Annotated in this window: 16 protein-coding genes; 8 read left to right on the top strand and 8 right to left on the bottom strand. The window is 68.0% G+C overall.

What is annotated here, in order from left to right:
• Positions 1-8: 8 nt before the first annotated feature.
• The 3 genes from LGM56_RS27940 (at position 9) to LGM56_RS27930 (ending at position 2,444) form a co-directional block, all read left to right on the top strand.
• Positions 9-1,097, top strand: a complete 1,089-nt coding sequence (locus LGM56_RS27940) for a FecCD family ABC transporter permease (RefSeq protein ID WP_226207305.1) — start codon at positions 9-11, stop codon at positions 1,095-1,097.
• A gap of 19 nt (positions 1,098-1,116) precedes the next feature.
• On the top strand, positions 1,117-1,938 hold the full coding sequence (locus tag LGM56_RS27935; protein WP_226207304.1) for a heme ABC transporter ATP-binding protein: 822 nt from the start codon (positions 1,117-1,119) through the stop codon (positions 1,936-1,938).
• Positions 1,939-2,057: 119 nt separating this feature from the next.
• Positions 2,058-2,444, top strand: coding sequence for a VOC family protein (locus LGM56_RS27930; protein ID WP_226207303.1), 387 nt, complete (start codon positions 2,058-2,060; stop codon positions 2,442-2,444).
• A gap of 83 nt (positions 2,445-2,527) precedes the next feature.
• On the opposite strand, the gene LGM56_RS27925 is transcribed toward LGM56_RS27930, so the two are convergent.
• Both LGM56_RS27925 and LGM56_RS27920 read right to left on the bottom strand, forming a co-directional pair.
• Positions 2,528-3,139, bottom strand: a complete 612-nt coding sequence (locus LGM56_RS27925; protein WP_226207302.1) for a trimeric intracellular cation channel family protein — start codon at positions 3,137-3,139, stop codon at positions 2,528-2,530.
• 8 nt (positions 3,140-3,147) lie between these two features.
• Positions 3,148-5,271: a penicillin-binding protein 1A gene (locus tag LGM56_RS27920; protein ID WP_226207301.1), complete on the bottom strand. Its 2,124-nt coding sequence runs from the start codon at positions 5,269-5,271 to the stop codon at positions 3,148-3,150.
• Positions 5,272-5,507: 236 nt separating this feature from the next.
• Between LGM56_RS27920 and LGM56_RS27915 the strand changes: the two genes are divergently transcribed.
• The gene (locus LGM56_RS27915; protein WP_226207300.1) at positions 5,508-6,302 is read left to right on the top strand and encodes an aminoglycoside phosphotransferase family protein; all 795 of its coding nucleotides are present in this window, start codon (positions 5,508-5,510) and stop codon (positions 6,300-6,302) included.
• A gap of 158 nt (positions 6,303-6,460) precedes the next feature.
• Positions 6,461-7,528 carry a zinc ribbon domain-containing protein gene (locus tag LGM56_RS27910; protein ID WP_179254860.1) on the top strand — a complete coding sequence of 356 codons (1,068 nt, stop codon included), beginning with the start codon at positions 6,461-6,463 and terminating at the stop codon, positions 7,526-7,528.
• 204 nt (positions 7,529-7,732) lie between these two features.
• On the opposite strand, the gene LGM56_RS27905 is transcribed toward LGM56_RS27910, so the two are convergent.
• Both LGM56_RS27905 and LGM56_RS27900 read right to left on the bottom strand, forming a co-directional pair.
• Complete coding sequence (locus LGM56_RS27905) at positions 7,733-8,569, bottom strand: bifunctional allantoicase/(S)-ureidoglycine aminohydrolase (protein WP_039349877.1); 837 nt, start codon at positions 8,567-8,569, stop codon at positions 7,733-7,735.
• Positions 8,570-9,440: 871 nt separating this feature from the next.
• Entirely contained in the window at positions 9,441-9,848 is a 408-nt protein-coding gene (locus LGM56_RS27900) for a hypothetical protein (protein ID WP_226207387.1), read from the bottom strand.
• On the opposite strand from LGM56_RS27900, the gene LGM56_RS27895 reads away from it, so the two are divergent.
• Complete coding sequence (locus LGM56_RS27895) at positions 9,808-9,948, top strand: hypothetical protein (RefSeq protein ID WP_226207388.1); 141 nt, start codon at positions 9,808-9,810, stop codon at positions 9,946-9,948. The genes LGM56_RS27900 and LGM56_RS27895 overlap by 41 nt on opposite strands.
• Before the next feature lie 317 nt (positions 9,949-10,265).
• Here the strand turns inward: LGM56_RS27895 and LGM56_RS27890 are convergent, their stop codons facing one another.
• The 3 genes from LGM56_RS27890 to LGM56_RS27880 all read right to left on the bottom strand — a co-directional run bounded on the left by LGM56_RS27890 (position 10,266) and on the right by LGM56_RS27880 (position 11,927).
• Positions 10,266-10,925, bottom strand: coding sequence for a methyltransferase family protein (locus tag LGM56_RS27890; protein ID WP_089496073.1), 660 nt, complete (start codon positions 10,923-10,925; stop codon positions 10,266-10,268).
• Positions 10,926-11,087: 162 nt separating this feature from the next.
• Positions 11,088-11,252: a hypothetical protein gene (locus LGM56_RS27885; RefSeq protein WP_011353821.1), complete on the bottom strand. Its 165-nt coding sequence runs from the start codon at positions 11,250-11,252 to the stop codon at positions 11,088-11,090.
• Between the two features lie 255 nt (positions 11,253-11,507).
• Positions 11,508-11,927, bottom strand: coding sequence for an HIT family protein (locus LGM56_RS27880; protein ID WP_043181059.1), 420 nt, complete (start codon positions 11,925-11,927; stop codon positions 11,508-11,510).
• 295 nt (positions 11,928-12,222) lie between these two features.
• On the opposite strand from LGM56_RS27880, the gene LGM56_RS27875 reads away from it, so the two are divergent.
• Positions 12,223-13,398 (top strand): hypothetical protein, encoded by a 1,176-nt coding sequence (locus LGM56_RS27875; protein ID WP_226207299.1) that lies wholly within the window; start codon positions 12,223-12,225, stop codon positions 13,396-13,398.
• Between the two features lie 192 nt (positions 13,399-13,590).
• Complete coding sequence (locus LGM56_RS27870; RefSeq protein ID WP_226207298.1) at positions 13,591-14,991, top strand: serine hydrolase domain-containing protein; 1,401 nt, start codon at positions 13,591-13,593, stop codon at positions 14,989-14,991.
• Between the two features lie 89 nt (positions 14,992-15,080).
• On the opposite strand, the gene LGM56_RS27865 is transcribed toward LGM56_RS27870, so the two are convergent.
• Positions 15,081-15,704, bottom strand: a complete 624-nt coding sequence (locus tag LGM56_RS27865) for a glutathione S-transferase family protein (RefSeq protein ID WP_226207297.1) — start codon at positions 15,702-15,704, stop codon at positions 15,081-15,083.
• Positions 15,705-15,742: the final 38 nt, after the last annotated feature.

Below are 15,742 nucleotides of genomic sequence, written 5' to 3'. Positions count from 1 at the left end.
CTGCCCCGATGCCCGCTCACGCTTCGCCTTTCCCCGCATCGTCGCCCGCGTCAAGCGCCGGTGCCGCGCGCATCGGCACGTCGCGCCGTTTCGCCCCGTTCGCGCTGGCCGCGCTCGCCTGCCTCGTATGCGCGATGTCCGTCGTCGCGCTGTGCGTCGGCGCCTATCGCATTCCGCTCGCGGAAGCCTGGGCCGCGCTGACCGGCGATGCGGCCGCGCAGCAGGCGCGCGCGGTGCTGTTCGACATCCGCGCGCCGCGCGTCGCGCTCGCGTTGCTGGTCGGCGGCGGCTTCGGCGCGACCGGCGCCGCGATGCAGGCGCTGTTCCGCAACCCGCTCGCCGATCCGGGGCTCGTCGGCGTGTCGAGCGGCGCCGCGCTCGGCGCGACGACGATGATCGTGCTCGGCCCCGCGCTCTTTGCCGCGCACGTAAGCGCGGCCGCGTTGCCCGTCGCCGCGTTCGCGGGTGCGCTCGCGGTTGCCACGCTCGTCTACCGGCTCGCCGCGTCGCGCGGGCGGCTCGCGCTGCCGCTGCTGCTGCTCGCCGGCATCGCGATCAACGCGCTGGTCGGCGCGGCGATCGGGCTCCTCACGTTCGTCGCCGACGACGCGCAATTGCGCTCGCTGACCTTCTGGAGCCTCGGCAGCCTCGGCGGCGCGCAATGGTCCGCGCTGGCGGCCGTCGCGCCGTGCGTCGCGATCGGCTGCGTGCTGCTCGCGCGTGAACGCGACGCGCTGAATGCGTTGCAGCTCGGCGAAACCGAGGCGCTGCACCTCGGCGTGCCCGTGCAGCGGCTGAAGCGGCGCGTGCTCGTCGCGGTCGCGCTCGCGGTCGGCGCGCTGGTGTCGTGCGCGGGCATCATCGGCTTCATCGGGCTCGTCGCGCCGCATTGCGTGCGGCTCGCGTGTGGCCCCGACCAGCGCGTCGTGCTGCCCGGCGCCGCGCTGCTCGGCGCGCTGCTGACGCTCGCCGCCGATCTCGCCGCGCGCACCGTTGCCGCGCCCGCCGAAATTCCGCTCGGCGTGCTGACCGCGCTGCTCGGCGCACCGTTCTTTCTCGCGCTGCTGTGGAAGAGCCGCGGCGCGCTCGGCGGCTAACCCTTCTTTCACGACGATCATGCTGACCGCCCATCATCTCGACGTCGCCCGTCGACACAACGCGATCCTGCGCGACCTGTCGCTGTCGATCGAACCCGGCCGCGTGACCGCGCTGCTCGGCCGCAACGGCGCGGGCAAGAGCACGCTGCTGAAGACCTTCGCCGGCGAACTCACCGGCGGCGTCGCGCCGAACGGCGTGCGCGTGACCGGCGACATCACGCTGAACGGGGAACCGCTCGCACGCATCGACGCACCGCGGCTCGCGTGCCTGCGCGCGGTGCTGCCGCAGGCCGCGCAGCCGGCGTTCCCGTTCAGCGTCGACGAAATCGTGCTGCTCGGCCGCTATCCGCATGCGCGGCGCAGCGGTGCGACGTCGCATCGCGATCGCGACATCGCATGGTGCGCGCTCGAACGCGCGGGCGCCGATGCGCTCGTCGGCCGCGACGTCACGACGCTGTCGGGCGGCGAACTCGCGCGCGTGCAGTTCGCCCGTGTACTCGCGCAGCTGTGGCCGGACGACGATGCGATGGAGAGCGGCCCGCGCTACCTGCTGCTCGACGAGCCGACCGCCGCGCTCGATCTCGCACATCAGCACCGCCTGCTCGAAACCGTGCGCGCCGTTGCCAGCGAATGGCAGCTCGGCGTGCTCGCGATCGTGCACGACCCGAACCTCGCCGCGCGGCATGCGGATACGATCGCGATGCTCGCCGACGGCACGATCGTCGCGCACGGCACGCCGCGCGACGTGATGACGCCGGCCCATATCGCGCGGTGCTACGGATTCGCGGTGAAGATGGTGGAAACCGGCGACGGTGCGCCGCCGGTGATGGTGCCGGCGTAACGCGGGCGTGTGCCGCAGGTCGCATGAGCGTTGCGTCGCGCGATGTCCTGCTTGAACGATGGCAACGACTGTCACGACGCATCATTCGCGCTTCGCGAATCCCCTTCGAGGAGACCCACGTGCCGCTTCCGATGACCCGCATCATCCTGTACGCCCAGGACGTCGCAACACTGAAGACGTTCTACCAACGGTATTTCGATCTACCCGTCATCGAGGAAATCGAAAACGAGTGGGTCGTGCTCGGCGCAGGCGCCATCGAGCTTGCGCTGCATCTCGCCGGCCCGGCGTTCCGCCACGCGGTGTCGGCTCACACGGAAGCGCGCGCGGAAACCAGCCACGTGAAGTTCGTGTTCTCGATCGGCCAGGACATCGGCACGCATCGCGACCGGCTGGCCGGAAGCGGCGTGACGGTGCGCGATCTCAAGCGCTACGACGGGTTCGCGTACACGATGTACGACGGCATCGATCCGGAAGGCAACGTCTTCCAGGTGATGCAGGCCGACTGACGTTCCGTTCGGACTGGGCGCTCACTCAAACGCCCCGGCCGGCATCGCCGTCGCCCAGCGCCGCGCGACCGGCGCGCCCCCGCTCAATGCTCGAGATCCGCCGCGCCGAACGTCCGCATCTTCCACCCGAGCCGCACGGCGAGCATCCGCATCGAGAAGCCGGCCGCCAGCGCGACGACCGTCGCGATGCCCGCATCGACGCCCAGATGCTGCATCCCGACATAGAGCCCGCCCGTAACGAACGCGACGCTCGCATACAGCTCCTCGCGCAGGATCAGCGGCATCTCGTTGCACAGCAGGTCGCGCAGCATCCCGCCGCAGACACCCGTGATCGCGCCGGCCAGCACGACGATGATCGGCGCGGTGCCCGTCGACGCGCCGACGTCGCAGCCGATGATCGTGAACGCCGCGAGGCCGATCGCATCGACGGTGACGAACAGCGTCTTCATTCGCGTGACATGCCGTGCGACCCACGACGCGGCGGTCGCCGCGACGAGCGTGATCACCAGGTACTCGGGATGCGCGATCCAGCCGAGCGGATAGTGGCCGAGCAGCACGTCGCGCACGGTGCCGCCGCCGAGCGCCGTCACCGCACCGACGAGCGCGAGCCCGAAGCGGTCCATCCCGCGGCGCATGCCCATCAGCGCCCCCGACATCGCTTCCGCGACGATCGCAATCAGATAAAGCGTATGCATGGTGCGCGTCAGTCATCCGTCCGGAACAGGTCGAGCACGCGTTCGCGCTCGGCCGCATCGACCGCGGCAGGCATCGGCTCGGCGGGCTTGCCGTTGCTGCCCGGCGCGTCGGACGCACCGCCCACCGCCGCCGGCCCGCCGCACGCGAAGCGGCTGCGGATGTAGGACGGCACGTCGGCCGTGCACGTGCCGCGCGTGTATTCGGCGTAGACGAAGTCGCCGTCGACGAGCGCGACGTCCTGCGGCGGCGTTGCCTCGACCGGCGTACGCCCGTCGACGGCCGTCTTCATGTAATCGAGCCAGACCGGCAGCGCCAGCGACGCGCCGGTCGCGCGCCCCATCGGGCGCGGCGTGTCGTAGCCGAGCCACGCAACGGCGACGATGCCCGACGAGTAGCCGGCGAACCATACGTCCTTCGAGCCGTTCGACGTGCCCGTCTTGCCGGCCGCGTCGTCGCGGCGCAGCGCGAGCGCGCCGCGCGCGGTGCCGGACTTCACGACGTCGCGCAGCATGCTGTCCATCACGAACGCGTTGCGCGCCGACACGACGCGCTCACCCGACGGCGCCGTCGCCTCGTATATCGCGCCGCCATGACGCTGCTTCACCGACAGGATCAGGCGCGGCTCCATCCGCGTGCCGCCGTTCGCGAACACGCTGTACGCGCTCGCCAGTTCGAGCGGCGTCACGGCGCCCGCGCCGAGCGCGAGCGGCAGCGACGCCGGATTGCGCTGCGCGTCGAAGCCGAAGTGCACCGCGTGCTGCTGCACGTAGCGCGCGTCGGTGGCCTGCATCAGGCTGACCGCCACCAGGTTCTTCGAGCGCATGAGCCCGCGCCGCACCGGAATGAAGCCCTCGTAGTTGTTGGCGAAATTGCGCGGGCGCCATGGACGCGCGCCGGTTTCCTCATGCGTGAGCGTGCGCTGCGTATCGTCGACGAGCACGCCCGGGAAGTAGCCCTTTTCCAGCGCCGCCGAATAGACGAACGGCTTGAAGCTCGACCCCGGCTGACGATACGCCTGCAGCGCATGGTCGAACACGTTGCGGTTGAAATCCGCGCCGCCGACGAGCGCGAGCATGTCGCCCGTTGCCGCGTCGAGCGATACCAGTGCGCCCTCGAGCCCGTTGCGCGCATCGCGCTGCGCGCGCGGCTGGCGGCTCAGCGTGCGGGCGAGCGACGATTCGGCCGCGCGCTGGTCGCGCATCGAGATCGTCGTCGTCACGTCGAGGCCGAGCGTATAGGCGTCGTCATGGAAACGCTCGACCATCATCCGGCGCGCGCGCTCGGCGACGTACGGCGCTGCCATGATCCCCGGCGGCGGCGTGGTTGCCAGCACGATCGGCGCGTCGACGGCCGCGTGATACGTCGCGTCGTCGAGCTGGCCGAGCGCATGCATCCGGCCGAGCACGTAGTTGCGCCGCGCGGTCGCGCGTGCCGGATTGACGACCGGGTTGAACGCGGACGGCGCCTTTGGCAGCCCCGCGAGCACGGCCGCCTCGCCCGCGCTCAGCGCGTCGAGCGGCTTGCCGAAATACACGTTCGCGGCCGCCGCGAAACCGTAGGCCCGCTCGCCGAGATAGATCTCGTTCATGTACAGCTCGAGCAGCTTGTCCTTGCTGTATTCGCGTTCGAGCTTGGTCGCCATCAGGATCTCGGCGAGCTTGCGGCTCAGCACCTTGTCGCGTGTCAGGTAGAAGTTGCGCGCAACCTGCATCGTGATCGTGCTGCCGCCCTGCCCCGGCTGCCCCGTCAAGACGTTCGCGAACGTCGCGCGCGCGAGGCCGTTGAAATCGACCGCGCCGTGCTGGTAGAACTTCGCGTCCTCGGCCGCGAGCAGCGCCTGCCGCATCAGCGGCGGGATGCGTTCGAGCGGCACGAACTCGCGCCGCTCGACGCCGTATTCGGCCAGCAGGTCGCCGTCGCGCGAGAAGATCCGCAGCGGCAGCGCGGGACGGTACACGGCGAGGTGCTCGACGGACGGCAATTGTGTCCAGATCCGCTGGATCGTCCATGCGCCGATGCCCGCGCAGGCGACCGTCAGGCCGAGCAGCGCGCCCGCGAGCGTGCGCCACATACGGCGACGGCGTGGCGGGGGCGCCGATGGCGGCGGCGGAGATGCGATGTGGTCGGTCATGTCGGGCTCCTTCTTCGATGCTGTGACGGGCTGCGTTCAAGAGACGCCGACCGTCACGAAAGGCGCGCATTGTCGAAGGGATGGCACGAAACCGGAACATTCTTTAGCCAAAGTTTGGCTGGCTAAATTTTATTTAGGAAAGTGCGCCGGGCCGTTCACGTCGTATCTGCGACCGCGTGACGCATCGTTGGACGAACCGTGCTGCGCGCGAGCCGGTTCGGCGGTAGCATCGTGTGATGTTCGATCGATACCTTGGCCTGTGGGGCCTCGTTCCTGACGGCGGCCCGATCGTGACCGCTAGCGGCGGCCTGTTGCCCGTCGTCTGGCAATCGCGGCCGGCGATGTTGAAAGTCGCTACCTGCGACGAAGAACGTCGCGGCAATGCGCTGATGACCTGGTGGAACGGGCAAGGCGCCGCGCAGGTGTGGCTGCACGACGGCGATGCGATTCTGCTCGAACGGGCGCAGCCGGAACCGACGCTGGCCGGCTTTTCGGCATCGGGGCATGATGACGATGCGATGCGCATCGCGTGCGATGTCGTCGCGCGGCTGCATGCGTATCGTGCTTCGGAGCCGCCTTCGGTCGTGCCGCTGCATGACTGGTTTCAGGCGCTGCTGTCCGACGCTTCAGCCAGTGTCGTGCTTCGTTGCTCGGGAACGGTCGCGCGCCAGCTGCTGGACGGGCCGCCCGTCGACGAAGTCGTCCTGCACGGCGACATCCATCACGGCAACATTCTCCATTTCGGCGATCGCGGCTGGCGTGCGATCGATCCAAAAGGGCTGCGCGGCGATCGCGCATTCGACTACGCGAACCTGTTCTGCAATCCTTCACACGACGTTGCGGTCGATCCGGTGCGGTTCGAACAGCGTGTCATGGTCGTGGCCGATGCTGCACGGCTCGATAGGCGCCGGTTGCTGCAGTGGATTCTCGCGTGGTCGGGTTTGTCGGCCGTGTGGCTGATCGAGGACGGCCTGTCGCCCGATACACGGCTGCAGGTCGCGACGCTCGCGGCGGCTGCGCTCGGCCTGTAGCCACACGCATCGCCCGTGAAAACGGGTTCGTCGCGAATTTCCGGGAAACGCGGGGAAGACCAGCGGCTCTCGGCCAGCCGGGGATGTTCGACAAGGGTGCGGGAATCGTCGACAATCAAGCCCGCTTATATAACCATTCCAACAAAGGCAAAACAATGATGACTTCCAGCGATGGCCTGACCAGTCCGGCACGTCTCCTGCGGCTCGCCTCGTGGGTAATTGCGATCATCTTCGCTGTCTTTCTGAACATGCTCGGCAGTCTCGTGATTCGCGACATGGCCTTCGCTCCGAGGGGCGGGCCGCCCGTCGTCGAGCAATTCGCGGATGCGCCATTGAAGGCGCGGCTGGATGCAGCCCGACGCGATCTGCAGGCACGGCACGACGCGCTTGCCGAGAAGGCCGACGCAATGGAGGTGGCTCGCGGACGCGCCGCGAAGGAGTACGCGGCCGAGAAAGAAAGTTTCCGCAACTGGCTGGCAACCCGCTCAGTGACGGGAGACAGTGCGAGGGACCCGGACATTCTGGCGAGAACTCGCAAGCTGGATACGCTCCAGGCCGTGGTCGTCAACTGGCAGCATCAGATCGATGCGGTCGGCGACCAGCAACGGGCCCTGGCGTCGCAGCAGGCTCAAGTCGACACGCAAATCGCCGACGCGGACGCGGCAGCCCAACAGCGCTTCGAAAAGGCGGACCGGCATTACGAGTTGCAGGTGTTCGGACTGCGGCTTGCGCTCACGCTGCCGATTCTGCTGATGGCGATCTGGCTGTTCGTGCGCTATCGCAAGATGCGCTACTGGCCTTTCGTATATGGCTTCGGCCTGTTTTCACTGAGCGCATTTTTCATCGAACTGGTCCCGTACTTGCCGAATTTTGGCGGCTATGTCCGGGTCCTGGTCGGCATTGCGCTCACGGTGTTCGCCGGCCTTTACATGATGAAGGCCTTTCAGCGCTATGCCGAACGCAAGCGGCTCGAATTGCAGCAGGATCAGGGAGAACGTGCGCGCACGATCGGATACGAAAAGGCTGTTCGCTCACTCGAAAAAAAGCGCTGCCCGTCCTGCGACAAACAATGGAATCTCGGCGGCGACGACTCCACGTTCTGCGTGCATTGCGGATTGAGGCTCTTCAACGTATGCGGATGCGGTGGCCGGAATTTCTTCTTCTTCCCCCATTGCCATCAATGTGGCGCGACGCAGGGTAATGAGTCGCCGGCGGCATCCGACTGACGGTCGGTGTGTTCGCAACACGCACCGGCTGGATTCCGTCGATGCCGGGTTGAATCCGCAGCTGACATCTGCCGTTGGAACCGCGGCCACTCGACCGTCGGAAACGGGGCGTCAAACGGCTCCCCCGGAAACCCACGAAGAAGCCGAAAAAAAGCCCGCCGGCATCCGCCGGCGGGCTTTCACATCCAACTGCCTGAACGACGCTTACCGCGCCGGATTCAGCAACAGGTTCATGTGACGGTTCACATCTTTGTACAGCAGGTAACGGAAGCGCCCAGGCCCACCCGAATAACACGCCTGCGGGCAGAACGCGCGCAACCACATGAAGTCACCGGCTTCGACCTCGACCCAATCCTGGTTCAGTCGATAAACCGCCTTCCCTTCCAGCACATACAACCCGTGCTCCATCACGTGCGTTTCAGCGAACGGAATCACGCCGCCCGGCTCGAACGTCACGATGTTCACGTGCATGTCGTGGCGCATGTCGCTCATGTCGACGAAGCGCGTCGTCACCCATGCGCCGTTGGTGCCCGGCATCGGGATCGGCTCGACGTCCTGCTCGTTGGTCACGAAGGCTTCCGGCAGCGGAATGCCGTCGACGGCCTGATAGTGCTTGCGCACCCAGTGGAAACGCACCGCGGCATCGCTGACGTTGTGCAGCGTCCAGTCCGCGCCCGGCGGAATGAACGCGTAGCCGCCCGGCTTCAGCACGTGCTTCGTGCCTTGCAGCGTCAGCTCGGCCTCGCCTTCGACGACGAACAGCACCGCTTCGGCGTTCTTGTCCTGCTCGGGCTTGTCGCTGCCGCCGCCCGGGTTCACTTCGACGATGTACTGCGAGAAGGTTTCCGCGAAACCCGACAGCGGGCGGGCGATCACCCACAGACGCGTGTTCGTCCAGAACGGCAGCCAGCTCGTGACGATGTCGCGCATCACACCCTTCGGGATCACCGCGTACGCCTCGGTGAACATCGCGCGATCGGTCAGCAGATCGGTCTGCGGCGGGTGGCCGCCGTGCGGCGCGTAATACGTTGTCTTAGACATAGTGCATCCAGGCAATGGGTTGGTCCGGCCCCGGGTGCCAACGGCATCGGGCGGCACGTACGCGCGTGGGGCACGCATGCGGCGGCGGGACATCGTTGCCGGGGTGGCTTGAAGGCGCATGCGCCTTCGTTCGGTCGGCCAGGCTTCGCGACGGGTTCGTCCGGTTCTTCGGACGTAGCGGCCCGTGCTTGTGGGGCCGGCGACCGGGCCGTGGCGCTCGCGATCATGCGGCGAGGCGCGGCCAGCGGCACGGTGCGATGCCGTACGCGAGCATCGCCGACGATAGCGAAGTCGTTCGCAATCGACCAATTAAATGTTGCGATGGATTGCATTCGATTTCCCACTACCAGCCGGCAGCCGTGATACGCGGTGAGGAAGTGCGAAGCGGCGGTCTGGCTATCAGGGAAATCCTGACGGGCGGGGCAACGCCACGTTCGCCGGAACGCTACAGGACAGGTGAAAAGCCGCAGCCGCTGTCGCGACACACGCGGTTCGCGACACATCCGGTTACGCAGACTGGAGCGCGACGACGTGCGCACGGCGGCAAGCCGCACCGCGCCAGTCATGAGCCGCCGTCGGGCCGCAGAACGGGGGCCAACGGAAATCGAATGGAACGCGAATGGTATCGGCGCTACTCGGACGCATTCAGTCACGAGAGTCGATGGAGTCGGAAAGCGGGGAAATACAGCGAGGAGGGAAACTTGCCGGCCCGTCGATCGGGCATCTGGCCGCGGCTGAGGGAGCCGGAAGGTATTCGCCGGTCTGGCCGGCGATGACGGCCCGGCAGGCTGCCGGGCCGAATCTCGCGTCGGGTGCCGACGCCGTCGGCGCGCCGGTGCGCGGTTCACGCACCGAGCCGCGCCAGCGACGATCAGTCCCAGTCGCGGTGATGGTGATGCTTGCGGTGGCGGTAGCCACGATCGCCGCGACCACCGTAATCGCGCTCGTACGAGCTGCGCGACATGTTGCCGCCGAGCGCCGCGCCGGCGCCGCCGCCGACCGCCGCACCCAGCAGGCCGCCCGTGCGGCCGCCCATCGCGTTGCCTGCCGCGGTACCTGCGCCGCCGCCGAGGGCGCCGCCGATGATCGCGCCGGTGCGCTCGTGACGGTTCGACGTCACCGCGCCACCCGCGCCGCCGCCGATGGCGCCGCCGATCACCGAGCCCGTGCTGCCGCCGAGCGCACCGCCGACCGCTGCGCCGGCTACCCCGCCGAGCGCGCCGCCAAGCGCGTTGTTCATGTCACCTGCCATGGCCGGCAGTGCAGTCGCGCCGGTCAAAGCGGCGACGACGAGAGCGGGGGCGATTTTCTTCCACATTCCCGTATTCTTCCTTGTTCGCAATCTGGTTATTGAAGGTCCGCTCGGTACGACGATCTGAATCGATCGACGTCGTGTCAGGCATTGTGCCGAACCGCGGACCAATTCATTTCATTGAGCTTGCGGCGAAGAATAGCACCGGTCCCGCATCCTTGCCGTGGACATTCTGGTAACAAGTTGTTTACGAATAAGCGCGTTCGAACGGCTGCACCCGAATGCCCGCAAACCCGCGCCAGCATTGGCTTCGCCGAGGGCTCGGCCGTGCGGAACGACAGGCCGGCGATAGGCGGCGTCGCACGTTTGCGACACACGTGGCAACACATCGGGAACGAATCGTGGGCGGCGCCTGAAACGGCGGCGCGGAAGAAATGAAGAGGGTCAGTACACGCCCGGCAGCAGACGCCAGGTCCGCGCGCAATACGCGTCGTATTCGGCTCCGAATTGCTCGCGCAGCAGCGCCTCTTCGGAGCGAATACGCGCGACGAGCGGCACCATCGTCAGCACGACGAGCAGCAAGCCGACTCCCGAGCGGAATGCCAGCGCCCACCCGACCGAATTGACGACCAGGCCGAGATAGCTCGGATTGCGGATGCGGCGGTAGATGCCGTCGGTCACGAGCGTATGGCCCGGCTGGATCGCGACGAGCCCGCTGAAGCGCTTGCCGAGCACGAATACGGGCCAGATGCGCAGCACACCGCCCACGATGTACAACACGACGCCGATCCAGCGCACCGCCTCGCCGCCGAAAGTCCAGAAGTCGAGCCGGTCGGTCAGCGCGGGCAGGTATGCGAGCAGGAACCCGCTCACCCCGAACGCCGCGAGCACCCAGCGGTTGTCGCGGTTCTCGCGCTCGCCGCTGCTGAGGTTGCCTTCGGTGAACAGCGCGGCGACGGCCATCGCGAGCGTCGCGACGACGACGACGGTCAGCTGTGGATGCGAGAAAAAGGCCGCGAACCCGCCGCTGCCGAGCACCGCGAGCCCGAGATAGACGAGCGTGGAGAGGGCCGACGCGACTGCGATCTTGCGGGTGACTGCCATGGCTGCCTCACAGGAACGCGGAATGCGCTTTCCTGTGAAGTATAGGAAGCGCGCGCACGCCGCGCAGCGCACCGCCGTCATGCGATACGCGAATCCGCGCGAGTCCCCGGCGCCACGCGTCGGCGCTGACCGATGCGGCCAGCACTTGCGCCCGATGCCGGATCAGCGGATGCGGAAGTTGCCGCCGATCCCGACGCTGACGGGCGGCGCGTAATACGCCGGCGCATAGCCGTAGTAGGCCGGCGCGGGCGCGTAGCCGTACGGCGGCGCGACGTAGCAGCCGGACAGGCCGCCGATCAGGGCAAGCGTGATGAGAAGTCTGGTCATGGCTCGATTCCCGGCGCGAAAGACGAATGGCACCTCGCGAAAGCCGTGCCGCCGTGAAGGGCGGCGGCCGGCACGAAGAGGCGATCCGCCCTTCCTGTCGCTCGGTGAAGCAATGCGCGGAGTCTAGCGCCGGGTGGGCCTGGCCGAGTTTCGTCGGCGGTTACACGTGTTACCTCGCATGACCGCTGAAACAGGCGTTTGCACGGCGGCGGGCCGGTACGCGATGCCGTGCCGTCGCCGCGTGCAATCGACGCGTTACACGAAACGCGCGCGAATGCGCTGCGCGAGCGCTTCGAGCGTCGCCGCGTCGGCGATCTCGCGCGCATGCATCCGCAACTCGGCGCCTTCCCAGCGCGGAATCACGTGGAAGTGCACATGCGGCACCGTCTGGCCGGCGGCCGCGCCGTTGAACTGGCCGATGAATACACCGTCCGGTTCGAGCGCCGCGCGCACCGCCGCCGCGACGCGCTGCGTCATGCGAATGCCGGCCGCGGCTGCATCGCCGGACAACTCGAAGATCTGCGCGGCCGGCTCCTTCGGGATCACGAGCACGTGGCCGTCGGCCTGCGGCATCAGATCCATGATCGCGAGGGTTGCGTCGTCTTCCGCGACTTTCACGCACGGCAGTTCGCCGCGCAGGATCTTGGCGAACGGGTTGTTGTTGTCGTAGGACATGGCGTTTTCCGATAACGGTTGGACTGGGAGAGGGAGAAAGCGATGCCGGACGATTATCGGCCGACGGCCGGTCGGATTTCAACTTGTCAGGCCGCATCGCCCTTGCGGCGAACAATGGCCGCCGGCTCGCCTGCAGCATCGGTAACGGAATGGAATATCCGGCCGTCGCCATCCGTTTGTTTCGAGCGTGGGTTCACGCGGCAACAGCACGATCGCGAACCTGCGCCGGACACCCGTCGGCTGCGCAGGCCGGCAGCCGGGATGACTGCTCGCGATCATCAACCGGAGTCATGCCATGGACCCTCTTCCCTCCTGTCGTTCTCCCGCCGCGCCCATCCTTGCGGTTGATCCGCCGGTCGTCGCGCACGTCCGGCGCACGCTTGCGCACTCGCTATGCCGCGCGGCATGCGGCGCCGGGCTGGTCGCGTTGTCGTCGGCGTTCGCCTGGGCCGGCGGCAGCGACATCATCTTGCCGATTCCATCGTTTACCGCGTCGACCGTGCCCGCCAACGGCGATGTCAATCCGTACGGCATCGCGTTCGTGCCGCGCGGCGTGCCGAGCTGGAGCACGCTGAAACCCGGCGACGTCGTCGTGTCCAACTTCAACGCGGCGTCGAACACGCAAGGCACCGGCACGACGATCGTGAAGCTGACACCCGGCAAGACGCCGGCGGCCTTCTTCCAGGGCAGCAATCTCGGCCTGACGACCGCGCTCGCGGTGCTGCGCAGCGGCTTCGTGCTGGTCGGCAACGTCCCGGCGCCGGACGGCAAGACCGTCGTGCCGCCAGGGTCGCTGCTCGTCATCGGTCCGCAAGGCAATCTCGTCACGCAACTCAGCAGTGCGGCGCTGCTCGACGGGCCGTGGGACATGACCGTGATCGATCGCGGCCAGCGCGTGACCGCGTTCGTGTCGAACGTGCTGAACGGGACGGTCTCGCGCATCGAACTCGCGATCGGCGACAACGGCGTCACGATGCTGCCGGGCTCGCGCGTCATCGCGTCGGGCTACGTGAATCGAACCGATCCCAGTGCACTCGTCGTCGGCCCGACCGGCCTCGCTTACGACCCGAACATCGACGTGCTGTATGTCGCGTCCACCGGCGACAACGCCGTGTTCGCGATCCAGAACGCGGCGTCGACGAATCGCAACGGCGGCGTCGGACGGATGATCTACTTCGACGTGGCACACCTGCACGGCCCGCTCGCGCTGGCGCTCGCGCCGAACGGCCATCTCGTGACCGCGAACGGCGATGCGGTCAACGCCGACCCGCAGCAGCCGAGCGAGATCGTCGAATTCACGGTGGACGGGCGCTTCGTCGCGCAAATGCAGGTCGACACCGTGCCGGGGGCCGCGTTCGGCCTCGCGTTCGGGCACGGCAGCAAAGGCCAACTGGAATTCGCAGCCGTCGACGACAACACGAATACCGCGACGGTCTGGACCCTGCGCTCCGACCACAACAACGCGCAGTAACGCGCCGCCTGGACGGGCCGCATGCGGCCCGTTCGCTCCAGACGATCGACACATGCGAGTCACACACGCCGGGCACCTTGCGCGCGGTCGGCGCCGCCCGGCGTCGCACCCACCCGCGATTGCCACCGCCAGCCCGAACCTGCGACACTGCCGGTTCAGGTTCTGCCTCCCGACAATCGAGGACGCTCGCGCATGACGATCCCCTTCAAGAAGCTGATCCTGCGCGGCGTCGCGCTTGCCGTCGTCGCCGCGGTCGGCTACACGGGCCATATGTTGTCCCGGCTCGCGCCGATCGCGACCGGCTATGCGGCGAAGGCGCTGTGTTCCGGCGTGTACGTGTCGGGCCGCCCGGCGGCGTCCGTGATCGACGTCGACATCATGGCCGGCGTGCATCCGCTGCTGAAACTGGTACACCCGTCGATCGACCCCGATCATCATCGCGCGACGGCGACCTTCGCCGGCTTCGCCGAACGCGAAGCCGACTTCCGGCCCGGGCTCGGCTGCACGCTCGCGCTCGGGACGTCGCCCGGCGCGTTGCCGGCCGCGCTGCCGCCTCTCCCCGACCCGCCGTCCACCCAGCCGGCACCGGCCACGCTGCCGGCCGGCATCGACGCGCAGAAGCTGCAGACCGCGCTCGACCGCGCGTTCGACGAGCCCGATCCGGCGCGGCCGCGGCGCACGCGCGCGGTCGTCGTGATGTGGCGCGGCCAGGTGATCGCCGAACGCTATGCGCCCGGCTTCACGGCCGACACGCCGCTACCCGGCTGGTCGATGACGAAGACCGTCACGGCCGCACTGGTCGGCACGCTCGTCGCGCAGCACAAGCTGTCGCCCGATGCGTCGGCGCTGCTGCCCGAATGGCGCGGCGGCGGCGATCCGCGCGCGGCCATCACGCTCGACGAGCTGCTGCGCATGACGAGCGGCCTGCAATTCAACGAGGACTACGACGACCCGCTGTCCGACGTCGCATTGATGCTGTACGCGCAACCCGATACCGCGCGGTTCGCGTCGGCGAAGCCGCTCGCCGCGACACCCGGCACGCGGTGGTCCTACTCGAGCGGCACGAGCGCGATCCTCGCGCGCGTGATGCGCGAGGCACTGGGCGGCAACGACGCCGACTACCTCGCGTTACCGCGCCGCGCGCTGTTCGCGCCGCTCGGGATGCGCAGCGCGGTGTTCGAACCCGATGCGTCCGGCACGCTCGTCAGCCCGTCGTACATGTATGCGAGCGCGCGCGACTGGGCGCGCTTCGGGCAGTTGCTGCTGCAGGACGGCGTGTGGGACGGGCAGCGGCTGCTGCCGGAAGGCTGGGTACGCTACCTGACGCGCACGACGCCGCAGTCGGAGCGACAGGAGTATGGCGCGCAGCTGTGGGTCAAGGTGCCGGAGCCGTTCAACGATCGCGATCCGCATGCGGTCGCGATGCCGGCCGACGCGTTTCATGCGGTCGGCCATGAAGGCCAGTTCGTGAGCGTGGTGCCGAGCCGGCAACTGGTGGTCGTGCGGCTCGGGCTGTCGCGGCCGGAATCCGCGTGGAATCACGAGGCGTTTCTTGCGCGCGTGCTCGACGCGGTGCCGGCGCCGGGCGCATGAAAACGGGCCCGCGGGCCCGTGCATATCGATCGTGACGCGAACGCGGTGGCGCTTGCCACGCCGCCACACCGCACACGACCTGCGACGCATCACGGGTTCGCGCTGCCCGCGTATTTCTGGAAGCCTTCGCGCGTCGCGAGACGTTCGATATAGCGCGACACCGCCGGGAAATCCGGATGCTCGAACGGCGTGCCGAACCAGCGGTTCACCGACAGGCCGATCGGAATGTCCGCGAGCGTGAAGCCGTTGCCGGCCACGTACGCACCGGTCGCTTCGAGCTGCGCGTTCAGCACCTGCATGTGCTTCGTCCAGCCCGCGATCGACTGTGCGATGCCGGCCGGGTCCTGGTGATCGGGCGATTTGCGCACGAGGCCGAGGAACGCGCCGACCCACGAGCGGTTCAGGTCCGCGCCCTGCCAGTCGATCCATTGATCGACCCGCCCGCGCGCCTGCGGCTCGGCCGGATACAGCGCATCGCCGCCGTAGCGGTTCGCGAGGTAGCGGATGATCGTGTTCGATTCCCAGAGCACGAAATCGTCGTCCTTGATGACGGGCACGAGACCGTTCGGATTCAGCGCGAGATAGGCCGGATCGTGGGTCGTGCGGAAGCCCGCGCCCCAGTCTTCCTGTTCGAACGGCAGGTTCAGCTCGGTGCACAGCCACAGCACCTTGCGAACGTTGATGGACGGGATCTTGCCGAGGATGTGCAGCATGCAGTCTCCTTGTGAGGTCGGATGCGGAGCGCCCGGGA

Source organism: Burkholderia sp. AU38729, assembly GCF_020419725.1.
Lineage (GTDB): Bacteria > Pseudomonadota > Gammaproteobacteria > Burkholderiales > Burkholderiaceae > Burkholderia.
Note: the sequence above shows the minus strand (reverse complement) of the source record. Positions and strands in the feature narration are given on the sequence as shown.